This is a genomic window from Kitasatospora sp. DSM 101779, assembly GCF_025655475.1.
GTDB lineage: Bacteria > Actinomycetota > Actinomycetes > Streptomycetales > Streptomycetaceae > Kitasatospora.
In genome coordinates this window covers 5,456,288-5,471,343 of the sequence record NZ_JAHTIK010000001.1, presented here as the reverse complement: position 1 = coordinate 5,471,343, position 15,056 = coordinate 5,456,288, and the positions used below count along the sequence as shown (strand labels likewise).

Annotated in this window: 11 protein-coding genes and 1 pseudogene; 2 read left to right on the top strand and 10 right to left on the bottom strand. The window is 74.1% G+C overall.

Going from position 1 to position 15,056, the window contains the following annotated elements; all coding sequences use genetic code 11:
• Window positions 1-92: 92 nt before the first annotated feature.
• Window positions 93-2,795: a polynucleotide kinase-phosphatase gene (locus KSNIM_RS24875; protein WP_263105361.1), complete on the bottom strand. Its 2,703-nt coding sequence runs from the start codon at window positions 2,793-2,795 to the stop codon at window positions 93-95.
• Window positions 2,792-4,423, bottom strand: coding sequence for a 3' terminal RNA ribose 2'-O-methyltransferase Hen1 (locus KSNIM_RS24870; RefSeq protein ID WP_263105360.1), 1,632 nt, complete (start codon window positions 4,421-4,423; stop codon window positions 2,792-2,794). Before KSNIM_RS24870 ends, KSNIM_RS24875 begins: the two co-directional genes overlap by 4 nt.
• A 279-nt stretch (window positions 4,424-4,702) precedes the next feature.
• Between KSNIM_RS24870 and dapD the strand changes: the two genes are divergently transcribed.
• On the top strand, window positions 4,703-5,692 hold the full coding sequence (gene dapD, locus KSNIM_RS24865; RefSeq protein ID WP_411543769.1) for a 2,3,4,5-tetrahydropyridine-2,6-dicarboxylate N-succinyltransferase: 990 nt from the start codon (window positions 4,703-4,705) through the stop codon (window positions 5,690-5,692).
• A 343-nt stretch (window positions 5,693-6,035) separates the two neighbouring features.
• Window positions 6,036-6,314, top strand: a complete 279-nt coding sequence (locus KSNIM_RS24860; RefSeq protein WP_263105358.1) for a hypothetical protein — start codon at window positions 6,036-6,038, stop codon at window positions 6,312-6,314.
• Here the strand turns inward: KSNIM_RS24860 and KSNIM_RS24855 are convergent.
• The 8 genes and pseudogenes from KSNIM_RS24855 to KSNIM_RS24820 form a co-directional block, all read right to left on the bottom strand.
• Window positions 6,305-7,018, bottom strand: a complete 714-nt coding sequence (locus KSNIM_RS24855) for a DUF6099 family protein (RefSeq protein WP_263105357.1) — start codon at window positions 7,016-7,018, stop codon at window positions 6,305-6,307. The genes KSNIM_RS24860 and KSNIM_RS24855 overlap by 10 nt on opposite strands.
• A 305-nt stretch (window positions 7,019-7,323) precedes the next feature.
• A pseudogene (locus KSNIM_RS24850) lies at window positions 7,324-7,632 on the bottom strand (nucleotide pyrophosphohydrolase); the annotation flags it as partial.
• Window positions 7,633-7,718: 86 nt separating this feature from the next.
• Window positions 7,719-9,014 carry an AAA family ATPase gene (locus KSNIM_RS24845; RefSeq protein ID WP_263105356.1) on the bottom strand — a complete coding sequence of 432 codons (1,296 nt, stop codon included), beginning with the start codon at window positions 9,012-9,014 and terminating at the stop codon, window positions 7,719-7,721.
• A gap of 252 nt (window positions 9,015-9,266) precedes the next feature.
• Complete coding sequence (locus tag KSNIM_RS24840; protein WP_263105355.1) at window positions 9,267-10,103, bottom strand: putative RNA methyltransferase; 837 nt, start codon at window positions 10,101-10,103, stop codon at window positions 9,267-9,269.
• Between the two features lie 70 nt (window positions 10,104-10,173).
• The gene (locus KSNIM_RS24835) at window positions 10,174-10,599 is read right to left on the bottom strand and encodes a fic family toxin-antitoxin system, toxin component (protein ID WP_263105354.1); all 426 of its coding nucleotides are present in this window, start codon (window positions 10,597-10,599) and stop codon (window positions 10,174-10,176) included.
• Complete coding sequence (locus KSNIM_RS24830; RefSeq protein WP_030270443.1) at window positions 10,596-10,829, bottom strand: toxin-antitoxin system HicB family antitoxin; 234 nt, start codon at window positions 10,827-10,829, stop codon at window positions 10,596-10,598. The genes KSNIM_RS24835 and KSNIM_RS24830 overlap by 4 nt, the downstream gene beginning before the upstream one ends.
• 345 nt (window positions 10,830-11,174) lie before the next feature.
• Complete coding sequence (locus KSNIM_RS24825) at window positions 11,175-12,530, bottom strand: class I SAM-dependent RNA methyltransferase (protein ID WP_263108099.1); 1,356 nt, start codon at window positions 12,528-12,530, stop codon at window positions 11,175-11,177.
• Between the two features lie 380 nt (window positions 12,531-12,910).
• Window positions 12,911-14,962, bottom strand: coding sequence for an APC family permease (locus tag KSNIM_RS24820; RefSeq protein ID WP_263105353.1), 2,052 nt, complete (start codon window positions 14,960-14,962; stop codon window positions 12,911-12,913).
• Window positions 14,963-15,056: the final 94 nt, after the last annotated feature.

The window sequence follows — 15,056 nt, the reverse complement described above, 5'->3', positions numbered from 1 at the left end:
GGTGTGATGCGGGCGACCCGGCCCGCCCCCGCGGGTCGCGCGGGGGCGGGCCGGACGGCGTCACGGGGACGGCGGTCGCACGCACGGGCAGGTCACAGCCGCGGGTCGACCGGCTCGGACTCCAGGGCGAGCACCGCGAAGACCGGCTCGTGCACCCGCCAGAGCGGCTCGCCGGCGGCCAGCCGGTCCAGCGCCTCGAGGCCGAGGGCGTACTCGCGCAGCGCCAGCGAGCGCTTGTGCCCGAGGAAGCGCTGGCGCAGCTGGTCCAGGTACTCGGTGTAGTCCGGACCGTAGATGATCCGCAGGTACTCCCGGCCGCGGACCTTCACACCCGGCTGCACCAGGCGCCCGCCGGCGTCCCGGACCAGCGCGGCCAGCGGCTTGACCACCATGCCCTCGCCGCCGGCCGCGGTGAGCTCCTCCCACCAGGCGATGCCGGCCGCGACCGAGGCCTCGTCCGTGGTGTCGACGACCAGCCGGCCGGTGCGCTGCAGGATCGGCTCGTCGGGGTCGTCGGCGTCGACCAGCCGGTCGATCCAGGCGAGGTGCCGGTCGTGCGGCAGCACGGCGAGGTTGGCGCCCTCCGCGGCCAGCAGCTGGAACGGGGCGAGCCTGATGCCGCTGAGTCCCTCGGTCGGCCAGCAGTAGCGCCGGTACGCCGCGGTGAAGGCCTCGGCGTCGAGCGCGCGCTGCCGCTGCCGGGCCGTCAGGTCGGCGACGTCCAGGCCGCGCTCGGCGGCCCGGTCGAGCGCGTCGAGCACCTGCGGCAGGGCGGCGCCGGCGGCCGCGCCGACCGCCGCGTACTGGCGGCGCAGCAGCTCGGCGGCCTTCAGCGACCACGGCATCAGCTCGGCGTCCAGCAGCAGCCAGCCGGTGGCCAGCTCGTCGAACAGGCCGGCCCGCTCGGCGGCGGCCCGCAGCCGGGCCAGCACGGCGGCGGTCAGCTCCTCGTCGCCGAGGAAGGCACGGCCGGTGCGCGTCCAGATCGCACCCGGGCCGGCCAGGCCGAACCGCTTCTCCAGCGCCGACCCGTCCCGGGCGACCAGGACGACGGCGCGGGAGCCCATGTGCTTCTCCTCGCAGACCACCTGCTGCACGCCGTCGTGGCGGTAGGCGAAGAACGCCTCCTCCGGGTGCTCCAGGTAGCCCTCGCGCCGGGAGGTGGCGGAGGGCGCCATGGTCGGCGGCAGGTAGGCGAGCAGCCGCGGATCGAGGGCGAAGCGGCTCATCACCTCGAGCGCCGCGGCGGCGTTCTCCTCGCGGACGGAGACCCGGCCGTGGTGCGCCGTCTCGACGATCCGGCGGCCGGCCACGTCGGCCAGGTCCAGCGGACGGCCCTCGCGGCCGCCGGGCGCGTCGCTGTGCAGCGGGCGGACCGGGGCGTACCACTCCTGCTCGGCCGGGACGGTGACGAGCTCGCGCTCCGGGTAGCGCAGCGCGGTGAGGTGCCCGCCGAAGACGCAGCCGGTGTCCAGGCAGATGGTGTTGTTGACGAAGCTCGCCGTGGGCGTGGGGGTGTGGCCGTACACGACGAGCGCCCGGCCGCGGTACTCCTCGGCCCACGGGTAGCGGACCGGCAGGCCGTACTCGTCGGTCTCGCCGGTGGTGTCGCCGTAGAGCGCGTGCGAGCGGACCCGGCCGGAGTTGCGGCCGTGGTACTTCTCGGGCAGGCCGGCGTGGCAGACCACCAGGGCACCGCCGTCCAGCAGGTAGTGGCTGACCAGGCCGCGCATGAACTCCCGGACCTCGGCCCGGAACTCCTCCGGCTCTGCGGCGAGCTGGTCGATCGACTCCTGCAGGCCGTGCGAGACGGTGACCTTGCGGCCGTCCATGTGGCGGCCGAGCTTGTTCTCGTGGTTGCCGGGCACGCAGAGGGCGTGGCCGGCCGCGACCATGCCCATCACCAGGCGCAGCACGCCCGGGGTGTCCGGGCCCCGGTCGACCAGGTCGCCGACGAAGACCGCGGTGCGGCCCTCGGGGTGGGCGGCGTCGACGGCGCGGCCGCTGTCGTCGCGCTCGATCCGGTAGCCGAGGCGGACGAGCAGGGTCTCCAGCTCGGAGCGGCAGCCGTGGATGTCGCCGACGATGTCGAACGGGCCGGTGAGGTGCCGCAGGTCGTTGAACCGCTTCTCCGGCACGATCTCGGCGGCCGCGACCTCGGCCTCGCCCCGCAGGACGTGCACCTTGCGGAATCCCTCGCGCTCCAGCCCCCTGATCGAGCGGCGCAGCTCGCGCTGCTGGCGCGGCAGGACGTGGGCGGGCAGCTGCCGGTCCGGCCGCCGGCTGTTGCGCTCGGCGCAGACGGCGGTCGGCACGTCCAGCACGATCGCGATCGGCAGCACGTCGTGCTCGCGGGCGAGCCTGATCAGCGCCTTGCGGGACTCCGGCTGGACGTTGGTCGCGTCGACGACGGTGAGCCGGCCGGCCGCGAGGCGCTTGCCGGCGATGTAGTGGAGCACGTCGAAGGCGTCGGTGGACGCCGACTGGTCGTTCTCGTCGTCGGCGACCAGGCCCCGGCAGTAGTCGGAGGAGACGACCTGGGTCGGCAGGAAGTGCCGGCGCGCGAAGGTCGACTTGCCCGAGCCGCTGGTGCCGATCAGGACGACCAGCGACACGTCGGTGACGGGCAGTCGGCGGACGGGCTGCGCGGCCTCGGCGGCGGTTGCGTCGGCGGTATCGGCGGTGTCCGAGGCGTCGGCCGTGCCGGTCGCGCCGGCGGTGTCGCTGGTGTCGGCGGTGTCCGCGGGCAGGCCGTCGTCGAAGGAGCCGCCGGTGGGCCGGACGTCGGAGGTCATCGGGTCACGCTCCCTTCAGGGGCATTGTCGGTGGTGGCCGTGCGGAACAGGGCGAGCTGGGTCGGCGCGCCGACCTCCTCGTCGACCGGTCCGACCGGCCGGAGGACGACCGTGTAGCCGTAGGTGCGGGCGACCCGCTCGGCCCACGCGGCGAACTCGGCCCGGCTCCACTCGAAGCGGTGGTCGGAGTGCCGCACGTGGCCGGCCGGGAGGGTCTCCCAGCGGACGTTGTACTCGACGTTCGGGGTGGTGACGACGACGGCCTGCGGACGGGCGGCGCCGAAGACGGCGTACTCGAGGGCGGGCAGCCGGGGCAGGTCGAGGTGCTCGATCACCTCGGACAGCACCGCCGCGTCGTAGCCCTTGAGCCGGGTGTCGGTGTAGGTGAGCGCGCCCTGGACCAGGCGGACCCGGGCGGCCTGGCGCTCGCTCATGCGGTCGAGCCGCAGCTTGCGCTCGGCCGCGGCCAGCGCCCGCGAGGAGACGTCGACGCCGAGCACCTCCGTGACCCGGGCGTCCTTGAGCAGGTCGCCCACCAGCTCGCCCTGGCCGCAGCCGAGGTCGAGCACCCTGGCGGCGCCGGTCTCGGCCAGCGCGGCCAGGATGGCGGCACGCCGCTGCACCGCGAGCGGGACCGGCCGCTGCTCGGCACCCGGCTCTGCCACGGCCTGCTCGGCCGCCTCCGGCTCGACTGCCTTCGGGGTGCCGGTGGTCGAGGCGTCGCTGCCGGGAGCGTCGGCGGTGCCCGTGCCCGTGCCCGAGTCGTCGGAAGCGAGGTCGTCGGAAGCGGGGTCGTCGTCGACGGCGTTGTCCAGCTCTTCGGCCTCGCGGTCGTCGGCCTCGGCGAGTCTGGCCAGGGCCAGCCGCTCCATGGCCAGCCGGGTCAGCGACCAGCGGCGGGCCAGGTAGCGGCGGGTGATCACGGCGAGCTCGGGGTGGCCGGCCAGCCAGCCCTCGCCGGCGGCGAGCAGCTTGTCGACCTCGTCGGGCGCCACCCAGTAGTGCTTGGCGCCGTCGAGCACCGGCAGCAGCACGTAGAGGTGCTGCAGCGCATCGGCCAGACGCAGCTCACCGGTCAGCTCCACCCGGACGTAGCGGGACTCGCCCCACTCGGGGAAGGCCTCGTCCAGCGGAACGGCCACCGCGTCGACCTGCCACCCGAGCGGCTCGAAGAGCCGCCGCACCATCGCCGGACCGCCGCCCTCGCCACCGCCGCCGGTCGCCGGGACCGCGGGAAGCGTGATGCGCAGGGGCATGGCCAGGTCGGCCCGGCCGGGCAGCTTCTCGCAGACGCCCTTCATCGCCGACCGGAAGACCGTCCGCAGCGCCACCGCCAGCAGCGAGGACGCGGCGTACGGCCGGTCGTTCACGTACTGGGCGAGGGCGAGGTCGGGCGAGCCGGACCGGCCCCGGCCCCGGCCGCGGCCCTGGCGGACCAGCGCGACGGGGTCGATGTCGAGGAGCAGGGCGGCCGTGCACCGATGCTCGGTGGCTTCCGGGTAGAAGACGTGCGCCACCCCGTGCGAGGTGGAGAAGCGCTGCACCTTCTCCGGGTGCTTGTGCAGCAGGAAGCCCAGGTCAGTGGCCGGGCGATCGGCTGTGGCCGTGGTGGAGATCGAGATGAACACCCGGTCGAGTATCGCCGACGGCTGATCGCCCGGTCACCGGATTTTGCGCTGCTGCGCAAGTCCTGGGCGGGCCCGGGTGCCGGCCCGCCGCGAAGGCGGTCCGTGCGTCGGCCGGAGCACCTCCACGGACACCGGCACTGGCATCGGCACTGGCATCGGCGCGGGCATCGGCGCGGGTGCCGGTGCACGCGTCGGAGGGGGCGCGCGGGCACCCGGTCGCGATGTCCGCACGGTGAGCGCGTTCGGCACGGCCACCCCCGATTCGTTAACGTGCACGATGTGACTGCTGAAACCTCCTCCCTCGCACGCGGCGCCGTCGCGGCCGGCCTGGCGACGATCGCCGCCGACGGCACCGTCCTGGACACCTGGTTCCCCGCGCCCGAGCTGACGGCCGAGCCCGGCCCGGCGGGCACCCTCCGGCTGACCGCCGAGCAGGCCGAGGCCGAACTCGGTACCGGCGCGGCCGAGGCGCTACGCGGCGACGCCCGCCGCGGCGTCGAGGTCGTCGCCGTGCGCACCACCATCTCCTCCCTGGACGACAAGCCGCTCGACGCGCACGACGCCTACCTGCGTCTGCACCTGCTGAGCCACCGTCTGGTCAAGCCGCACGGGCAGAACCTGGACGGCATCTTCGGTCTGCTCGCCAACGTCGCCTGGACGAGCATCGGCCCGGTGCCGGTGTCGAACGTGGAGCAGGCCCGCCTGGCGGTCCGCGCGCAGGGCGGTCAGCTGGCCGTGTACGGCGTGGACAAGTTCCCGCGGATGACCGACTACGTCGTCCCGACAGGCGTGCGGATCGCCCACGCGGACCGCGTCCGGCTCGGCGCGCACCTCGCCGAGGGCACCACCGTGATGCACGAGGGCTTCGTCAACTTCAACGCCGGCACGCTGGGCACCTCGATGGTGGAGGGCCGGATCAGCGCCGGTGTCGTGGTCGGCGACCACAGCGACATCGGCGGCGGCGCCTCGATCATGGGCACGCTGTCCGGTGGCGGCAAGCAGGTCGTGTCGGTCGGCGAGCGCTGCCTGCTCGGCGCCAACGCCGGTATCGGCATCGCGCTGGGCAACGACTGCGTGGTGGAGGCCGGTCTGTACGTGACCGCCGGCACCCGGGTGACCACCCCGGACGGCAAGATCGCCAAGGCGGTCGAGCTCTCCGGCCAGGACAACCTGCTGTTCCGCCGCAACTCGCAGAGCGGTGCGGTCGAGGTCATCGCGCGGTCCGGCTCGTGGGGCGGCCTGAACGCGGAGCTGCACGCGCACAACTGATCTCCTGTGCTCCTGGCGGGCCCGGGCGGCGTACCTCTGTGTACACGGCCCGGGCCCGCTGCCGTTCGAGCAATGGCGGCGGCGGTCCGCGGCTGCCGACGGGCCGTGGCGACGCGCCGCGGATGCCGACCGGCCGGCGGACGCACCGACGGGGTGCCGTCGCTCGGCCCTAGCCGAGGCCGGACCCGGGTCGCAAGCCGCGCTCACCCGCGGGGCTGACCCGGTGGCGCTCTTGGACCTCAACGAGTGGTCCCCGGTGACCGCCTGCGGGCGGGGGTCGTTGGACGGGCGGCGCCGCTATCGGACGCCGCACTGCGCACCGTCGAGCTGGAAGGGCACCCCCATGTCCGAGCCCCTGTCCGACTCCCTGCCCGAGCCGATCCGCGACGCGTCCGACGGCGCGTACGACCACGCGGCCGATCAGGCGTCCGATCACGCGTCCGGAAGCCTCGCGCATGACCTCTCCGCGGCCGCGGCGTCGAAGGACCTGCTGCAGCAGATGGAGGAGCTGCTGGCGACCGTCAGCGCGAGCCTGGCCGGGCTCGGGGCCGATCTGCGGTCCTCCGCCGCCCAGGTCGGAACACCGGACGACGAGGCGCCCCTGCCGGACGCTCACGGCTGACCCGCCGCCCCGGCAGCCGCCCCGACCGGCGGGCCGAGGCGGACGGAGAGCAGAGGGCCGAACCGCTCCGACGGATCCTCCTGGGCGGAGACGCCCCTGCCGAGCGGCAGGTCCGCCGACGGGCCCGACAGCGCGTCGGCCGCACGGCCGGTCGACACGTCGGACACGCCCTCGTCGAGGTACTCGGGCCCGTCTTCCTCGGGCGGCGGGAGGCCTTTCTCGCGGCGGACGGCCCGGAGCAGGTCGGCGGCCACCTCCTTGCAGTCCGCGCCGGCGTCCACTCCGTCGATGCAGCGCCAGTAGACGCTCTCCGCGTCGGCCCCGCAGGCGAGCACGACGAGCGCCTCGGCCACCTCGTGCAGCAGGAAGCAGAGTTCGCACAGGACGGGGTCGAGCTCGCCGAGGTCGTCCAGCCGTCGGGCCCGGCCTCCGGCCCAGTCCGTGCCGGGCGGGCCGAGTGCGTCGAGGGTGTCGAGGGTGTCGGGAACGGCCGGCGGATCGTCGAGGCAGCCCGCCGCGTGGGCGCCCGCGTCGCAGAGCAGCTGGCCGAGGGCACCGATTTCACCGGCGTCCTGCTCCGCGATCCGGGCGCCGACGGCCTCGGTGAGCAGCCCGGCCTGACGGGCCTCCAGCAGCACGTCCTGTGCCGTCCTGGCCTCGGCCAGCGCGTGCCGGGTCGTCTTGATCAGTCGCAGCGCGTCCATGACCGCCGCTCCCCTCGCTCGCATCGGACCGCCGTTGCCGACGGTGTGTCTCGACGCAAGCGTGCTGGCCTGCCCTGCCCTCCCCGGCCCTCCGCCGCGAACCTGTGGACAACCCGCCCCTGTGGACAACCGGGCTCACCCCCACGAGGGATGCCCCACCCCACATGAGGGACTCAGCCGGTCCGATCGTCCGACGAATCCCCGGCCGAAGCCGCAGGCGCACCGCCGGAGGAATCCGCAGCCGCACCCCCGAGCGGCCCCCCGGAGGAGTCCGCACTCGCCCCCTCGGCCGGAGCCGGCGCGCGCTCCGGCACCGGGAAGCGCTTCTCGTTGCGCTCGATCTTGGCCGCCAGCGCCTCCGCCGGATCCACCCCCACCACGCTGCAGAACTGCAGCAGGTAGGCGAGCACGTCCGCGACCTCGTCCCGGACCCGGTGGGCCCGGTCGGGGTCGGCCATCACCGCGTCCGCCTGTTCCGGCGTCAGCCACTGGAAGATCTCCAGCAGCTCGCCGGCCTCCACGCTGAGCGCCGCGGCCAGGTTCTTCGGGGTGTGGAACGGCTGCCAGCTCCGCGCTGCCGCGAACTCGTCGAGGCGCCGGCTCAGCCGCACCAGTGCGTCCTCGCCCGTCGTCGGCCCCCGGTGGGCCACGGGGCGGCCGGGGGCGGAGGTGTCGGCGTGGACGTGGTTCTCGTTGTCGCTCACGTCCCCAGGTCTACCCCGTCGGCGTCGCCCCGCCCGGCCTGTTGCGGGACCCGCGGCGGCCGGTCCGGCAGGACGAGCACGCTGTGGCCGGTGGCCGGGTCGCGGCGGCATTCGACCAGGTCCAGTCCCTCCACCTCGGCGGTGGCGGCCGGCTCCTGCAGCGCGGCCAGCAGCCGGACGTCGCCCTTGTCGCAGACCTCGCGGGCGACCCGCAGCAGCGAGGCGACCTGCTCGGTGCCCAGCCCGGCCCCGAGGTCCTCGGCCAGGACGGTCAGCTGCCGGTGCGCGGAGGGCACCTCGGCCGCGGCGTCCACGTCCAGCACCCCGGCCCCGGTGAGCAGCACCGCCGCGAACGCGAGCAGCCGCAGCATCCCGTCGGAGGCCTGGTCGGCGCCGGTCCGCCCGAGCACCCCCTCGTCGAAGACGGCCATCAGCCGCTGCTGGGCGTCCTCGCCTCGGCGGGCGACCTCCAGCCCGAGCAGCGGGTGTGGTGCGGCGGCCTGGACGGCCTTGAGGAGGCGCCCGTAGCGGCGGCTGCACTCGTTCTCCAGTCGGGCGAGCACCGCGGAGATGTTGGAGGCGGTGCCGACCAGCCGGGCCTGTGGTTCGGGCCTGGTCCAGCTCCGCATCGCGGCGGGCACCGGGTGCAGCGGGAAGACCTCGCGCAGGGCGGTGAGCAGCTGCTCGGTGGCGGCGAGCACCTTGCGCTCACCGGGCGAGGAGCCGGCCACCCGGAGCGGGATCTGAGCGGTGATCAGGCTGTCGCTGGGGAAGGGCGCCCGGATGTCACCCTGCCGGGTGTCGTTGTGCCAGGTGACGTTGACCCGGCCCTGGGCGATGTCCTGCTCGCCGGTCTCCACCAGGGTCTCGCCCGCGAGGGTGAGCCACTCCCTGGCCACCCGGACACGGCCGTCGGTGCGGACGACCAGCTCCAGCCGGATCGGTCCGGCGCAGGAGCGGACGGTGCAGCCGAGGATGATCGCGTTGCGGCCGTGCGGGACGCAGCCCATCAGTCCGCCGCGCACCGGTCCGGCGAGCGGGCCCACGGTGCCGCCGACCCCGTCCAGGGAGGGCCCGATCTCCTCGCCGATCGCCAGCCGGGAGAGCACCGCCAGGGCGTCCAGCGCGTTCGACTTGCCGACGCCGGACGGGCCGTGCAGCACGGTCAGCGCGGAGAGCGGCAGGGTGGTGCGGCGGTAGGACTTGAAGGAGGTCAGCCGGAGTTCCTCGACCGCAGGGCGGCGGGTGGGACGGGCGATCGGGGCTGCGGGAGCGGCGGCTTCGCTGGTCACCCGGGGGACCCTAGCGGCCGGAGAGCCAGACGAAACGTCCCTGCTCGGGCCGGTTCACACGAACGGCTCAGCATTCGCACACCGCCCCCACCGCCTCCGCGGCTGGTCCACGCGGCACCGGCCGAGCGCGCTCCCGCCGCCCCGGCCGAGCAGCCGTCCGGACGCCCCCGCCGAGCCGCCGTCCACCACCCCGACCCCACGCGCTCCCACCGCCCCCGCCGAGCAGGACCCGGCGGGACGGCCGACGACGCGTCAGCCGTACACCGCGAGCTGCACGGAGCCGGTGACCTCGACCGGCTCCGGCAGGGCGGCGAGTGCGGCGGCGAGCCGGTCCGGGCCGGTGTGCCAGGCGTTGGGGCCCATGCCGACGACCGCGGCGGCGTCCCGGTGCGAGAGGCGCAGGGTGAACTCCACCTCGGTGCGGTCGATCAGGCCCAGCCAGGGGCTGAGCTTCTCGTCGATCCGGCGTTCCTTCTCCTCGTCCACCGACAGCAGGCCGAGGCCGGAGACGAGTTCGCGCAGGTGGCGGGAGGTCGGCGCGACCAGCAGCAGGCGTCCGCCGGGGCGCAGCACGCGGCGGATCTCGGGGCCGTTGCGCGGGGCGAAGACGTTGAGGACGAGGTCGGCGCAGTCGTCCAGCAGCGGCAGCGGGCGCCAGGCGTCGCAGACCACGGCGCCGATCCGGGGGTGGGCCTTGGCGGCGCGGCGCAGCGCGTACTTGGAGATGTCGAGGGCGGCGCCGGCCGGGCCGTCGAGGCGGTCGAGGACGTGCGCGAGGTAGTGGCCGGTGCCGGCGCCGAGGTCGGCGACCAGTCCGTCGGAGAGGTCACCGGGCGCGGCTGCGGCGGCGTCGGCGAGCGCTTCGGCGACGGGCCGGTAGTGGCCGGCGGCGAGGAAGTCGCTGCGGGCGGCGACCATCTCCGCGGTGTCGCCGGTGCCGGTGTGCGCGTCGCCGGGGAGCAGACTGACGTAGCCCTGCCGGGCCTGGTCGAAGCTGTGCCCGGCGGGGCAGCGCAGGGTGCGGCCGTCGAGGGCGAGGTGCTGCGCGCAGTGCGGGCAGGCCAGGTGGGGCTCGATGTCCTGCAGCAACGTGGCGTTCCTCGTGGGGCTCGGGGGTGGTCCCCAAGCCTAACGAGTCGGCCGGTGGGCGCCCGACGCGTCAGTCGGTGTCGTCCTCGTCGTCGTCCCCGCCGACCTCTTCCTCCTCGGGCTCGTCGACGACCCAGGCGGAGAGCCGTTCGGCGACCCCGCTGACCCCGATCTTGCCCTCGCGGATGCCGCGGGCGAGGCTGCGGACCTCGCGCGCGGTGGTGGCGACGCTGCAGCCGCTGGCCACCAGGTAGGCGTAGGCGACGGCGGTGGCGAACAGCTCGTTGTTCCGCTCCAGCGAGGGGATGCGGATCAGCTGGTGCATCAGGGCCGCGGCCCGGTCGTGCGGTTCGGGGTAGACGGCGATGTCGAAGATCTCGGCCTGGTGCCGGGCGACCGCGGCCAGCAGTGACCCGTAGTCGGTGACCTGGGGGTCGCCCGGGGTGTACTGCTCAGCGGTCATGAGCAGCCACGAGAGGTCGACCTCGAGCTTCAACGGCGCACATCCTGGGCGCCCGGCTCTCCGAACTCGGCCAGGAAGGCCGTCTCGTACTCCTTCATGAACTGGGCCGCGGTGTCCACGAAGAGCCGTCCGGCCTCGCCCATGTCCTGCTGGACGAGCCGTTCGATGTACTGGTTCATGCTGATCCCCTGCTGCTCGGCCCGTTCCCGGGCCATCTCGGCGGTGGTGGCGTCCACCCGGACGTTGAGTTGTTTCTTGGCCATGAATTCAAGCTAGCGCTGGGGTGCTAGCACAGCAAGGGCGCAATCCGGCCGCCTCGCCGTACCCGCTCCCCTCAGATGTCCGTTCGCGCCCCACCGGAAACCAGCGCGGTGGCACGATCGGCCGGCCCCCGCCCGCAACGCCCCCGACCTGCGCCGACCGCCGCCGGTGAACGGCCGCCCCCGCCACGGCGTCACCCCGGCGACCGGGGGGCGGCACACGCGTGTACGGCGAATTCCCGCCACCACCACGTGGAACGGGACCCTCCGGCCCCGGAACGCCGATCGGCGGGCACCGGAGTCTCCTCCCGTGCCCGCCGATCGCAACGTCACCGCCGGCGGCGGCCGTTACGCGTCCGCGCCGCGGTCCTGTCCGAAGCCGTCGCCGGAGCCCTCGCCGACCGGCTCCAGGATCGCCACGCACTCGAAGTGATGGGTCATCGGGAACAGGTCGAAGGCGCGCAGCGAGACCGGCCGGTAGCCGCCCGCGCGGAAGAACGCCAGATCGCGGGCGAGCGCCGCCGGGTCGCAGGCGACGTACGCGATCCGGCGGGCCTCCAGGCCGACCAGGTGCGCGACGGTCTCGCGGCCGGCGCCGGAACGCGGCGGGTCGAGCACGATCAGGTCGGTGGCGGTGATGCCGGTGCGCGGCAGCAGGGTCTCCACCCGGTCGCACTCGATCCGGACGTTCTCCAGCGCGGCCAGGTTGTGCCGGGCATCGACCACGGCCTGCTTGGACGACTCGATGCCGAGCACCGCGCCGTCCTCGCCGACCCGGTCGGCCAGCGCACCGGCGAAGAGTCCGACGCCGCAGTACAGGTCGAGGGCCATCTCGCCCCACTGCGGGTCCAGTCCCTCCAGCACCGCGTCGACCAGGGTGTCCGGGGCCTGCGGGTGGATCTGCCAGAAGCCGCCCTCGGAGACCCGCCAGGTGCGGCCGGCGGCCCGCTCGCGGACGAAGGTCCGGCCGTGCACCCGGTGGAAGAGGCCCTGCTCGTCGACCCGGGAGATGGACACCGGCCGGTCGAGCTCGACCAGCGGCAGCTGCTCGCCGGGGCGCGGCCGCAGGATGACCTGGCGGTCCGAGGAACCGGTCGCGGCGACCGCCTCCACGGCGGCCACGCCCTCCCAGTCCCGCGCCTCGACGCCGAGCTCGGTGACACCCTCGGCGGCGATCAGGCAGCGGTCGATCGGCTGGACGTCGTGCGAGCGGTGCCTGCGCAGTCCGGCCCGCCCGGTCTCCGGGTCGACGGTGTACTGGACGCGGGTGCGCCAGGCGGGCACCTCGCCGGGCGGCAGCTTGCCGCCGACCGGCTCCACCGAGCCGTCCCAGCCGGCCTCGGCCGGGGTCAGGCCGGCGAGCTTGGCGAGCTGCTCGGTCAGCACCTGGGCCTTCAGCTTGCGCTGGCCGCCGGGCGTGACGTGCTGCCAGTCGCAGCCGCCGCACTTGCCGGGGCCGGAGAACGGGCAGGGTGCGGCGATGCGCTCCTTGGCGGGCTCCAGGACCTCCACGGCGTCGGCGCGCAGGAAGCGGGACGTGGTGGTGCCCTCGGTGATCTCCGCGATCACGCGCTCGCCGGGCAGGGTGTGCCGGACGAACAGCACCCGGCCCTCGTGCCGGGCGACGCAGTGGCCGCCGCCGTGCGCGACCGGGCCGACCTCGACCTCGTAGCGCTCGCCGACCAGCGGGTCGCCGCTCGGCACCCTGGGCTTCGGCTCGGCCTTGGGCCTGGACGCCGCCCCGGACGACGCCTTGGACGCGGCCTTGGGAGCCCCGGGCTTCGACTCGGCGGCGCGCAGCGCCTTCGGCGGGCGGACGGTCTGCTTGCGCGGCCGCCGGCCCTTCGAGCCGGCCGGCTGCTCCTTCGCGCCCGCACCACGACCCTGCGGGGCCGTGCGCTCGTCCACGGGCGCCTCCTCGCGCGGGGCGCGGGGCGCGGTCTGGGCGGTGTAGCCCTCGCGGTCGGTGGCCGCCGGGCGGGCGGACCGGTTGCTCCACTTGGGGTGGGCCACCTGGCCCGGTCGGCCGCCGGAGCGGCCGGAGCGGCCGGCCGAGCCGCCCGATCGGGGCGGGTTGTTGCGGGTCACGGTGATCCGTCCTTGTTGCCGGTCCGGGTGGTGTCGGAGGTCTCGAACGGCCGGCCGGTCTGGTGGCGGGGCTCGCCGCGGCGGACTGCGCCCGGCGCCGACCAGGCCTTCTGCGGCTTGCGCCGCTCGGAGGACTCCAACTGCCAGGGTACGGAGGTCACCATCACGCCGGGCTTGAACAGCAGGCGGCCCTTGAGGCGCAGTGCGCTCTGGTTGTGCAGCAGGTGCTCGTACCAGTGGCCGACCACGTACTCCGGGATGTAGACGGAGACGACGTCGCGGGGGCTGCTGCGGCGCAGGTTCTTGACGTAGTCGAGGACGGGGCCGGTGATCTCGCGGAACGGCGAGTCGAGGACCTTCAGCGGCACCTCGATGCCGCGGGCGTCCCAGTCCTTGCGCAGCGCCTCGGTGTCGGCCGGGTCGACGTTGACGGTGACGGCCTCCAGGGTGTGCGCCCGTGCCAGCCGGGCGTAGGCGAGCGCGCGCAGGGCGGGCTTGTGCAGCTTGGAGACCAGGACGATGGCGTGCACCCGGGTGGGCGGCGCGACGTCGTCGGGCTCCTCGGCGGCGACCAGCTCGGTGGAGACCCGCTCGTAGTGGCGGCGGATCGCCTTCATCATCACGAAGAGCACGACCATGGTCGCGATGGCGATCCAGGCATGGCTGATCTTGGTGGCGAGGACGACGATCAGCACGGCCATGGTCATCACCAGGCCGAAGGTGTTGATGGCCCGGCTGCGCTGCATGTGCGAGCGCTTCTTCGGGTCGGTCTCGGTGCGCAGCAGACGGGTCCAGTGCCGGATCATGCCGGACTGGCTCATGTTGAACGAGACGAAGACGCCGACGATGTAGAGCTGGATCAGCCGGGTCGGGTCGGCGTCGAAGGCGATGATGAACAGGATCGCCACGCCGGCCAGCAGGATGATGCCGTTGGAGAAGGCCAGGCGGTCGCCGCGGGTGTGCAGCTGGCGGGGCAGGTAGCGGTCCTGGGCGAGGATCGAGCCGAGCACCGGGAAGCCGTTGAAGGCGGTGTTGGCGGCGAGCACCAGGATCAGGCCGGTCACCGCGGCGACGAAGTAGAAGCCGGGCGTGAAGTTCGAGAACACGGCCTCGCTGATCTGGGCCAGCGCGGTCTTCTGGTGGTAGTCGGCGCCGGCGCCGACGAGCTGCTCGGCCGGGTCCTCGGCCATCTGCACGTGGGTGAGGCGGGCCAGCCAGATGATGCCCATGAACATCACGACGGCGATGGAGGCCATCAGCAGCAGGGTGGTCGCGGCGTTCTTGCTCTTGGGCTTCCGGAAGGCCGGGACACCGTTGGAGATGGCCTCGACACCGGTGAGCGCGGCACAGCCGGAGGAGAAGGCCTTCAGCAGCAGGAAGACCATCGCGAAGCCGGCCAGCGAGTCGTTGCCGGGGGTGGCCTGGAGGTGGAATCCGGAGCTCTCGGCGCTCATCGTCTGGCCGAGGGCGGAGCGGATCGCACCCCAGACCACCATGCCCATCACGCCGACCATGAAGGCGTAGGTGGGCACGGCGAAGGCGCTGCCGGACTCGCGGACGCCGCGCAGGTTCATGCCCATGAGCAGGATGACCACGACGACCGACAGCGGCAGTTCGTAACCGCGCAGCGACGGTACGGCGGAGACCACGTTGGCGACGCCGGAGGTGGTGGACACGGCGACGGTCAGCACGTAGTCGACGAGCAGGGCGCTCGCCACGACCAGGCCCGAGTTGGGGCCGTGGTTGACGGTGGCGACCTCGTAGTCGCCGCCGCCGCTGGGGTAGGCGTGCACGTTCTGCCGGTACGACGCCACCACCGCGAGCATCACGATGGCGACGACGACGCCGATCTGCCAGGAGAAGTGGATCGCGGACGCCCCTGCGATCGACAGCGTGAGGAGGATCTCCTCGGGGGCGTAGGCGACGGAGGACAGCGCGTCCGAGGCGAACACGGGCAGCGCGATCCGCTTGGGCAGGAGCGTCTCCCCCAGCTTGTCGCTGCGGAGCGCTCGCCCGATCAGGATGCGTTTCGGAAGATCGGCAGGCATAGGCACATCAAGGAATCGTAGGGGCTGCCGACACCTGCTCCGACGACCGGTGCCCCCTCCGTCGAGACTGTGTTCGGCGGACCGGCTAGCGTGT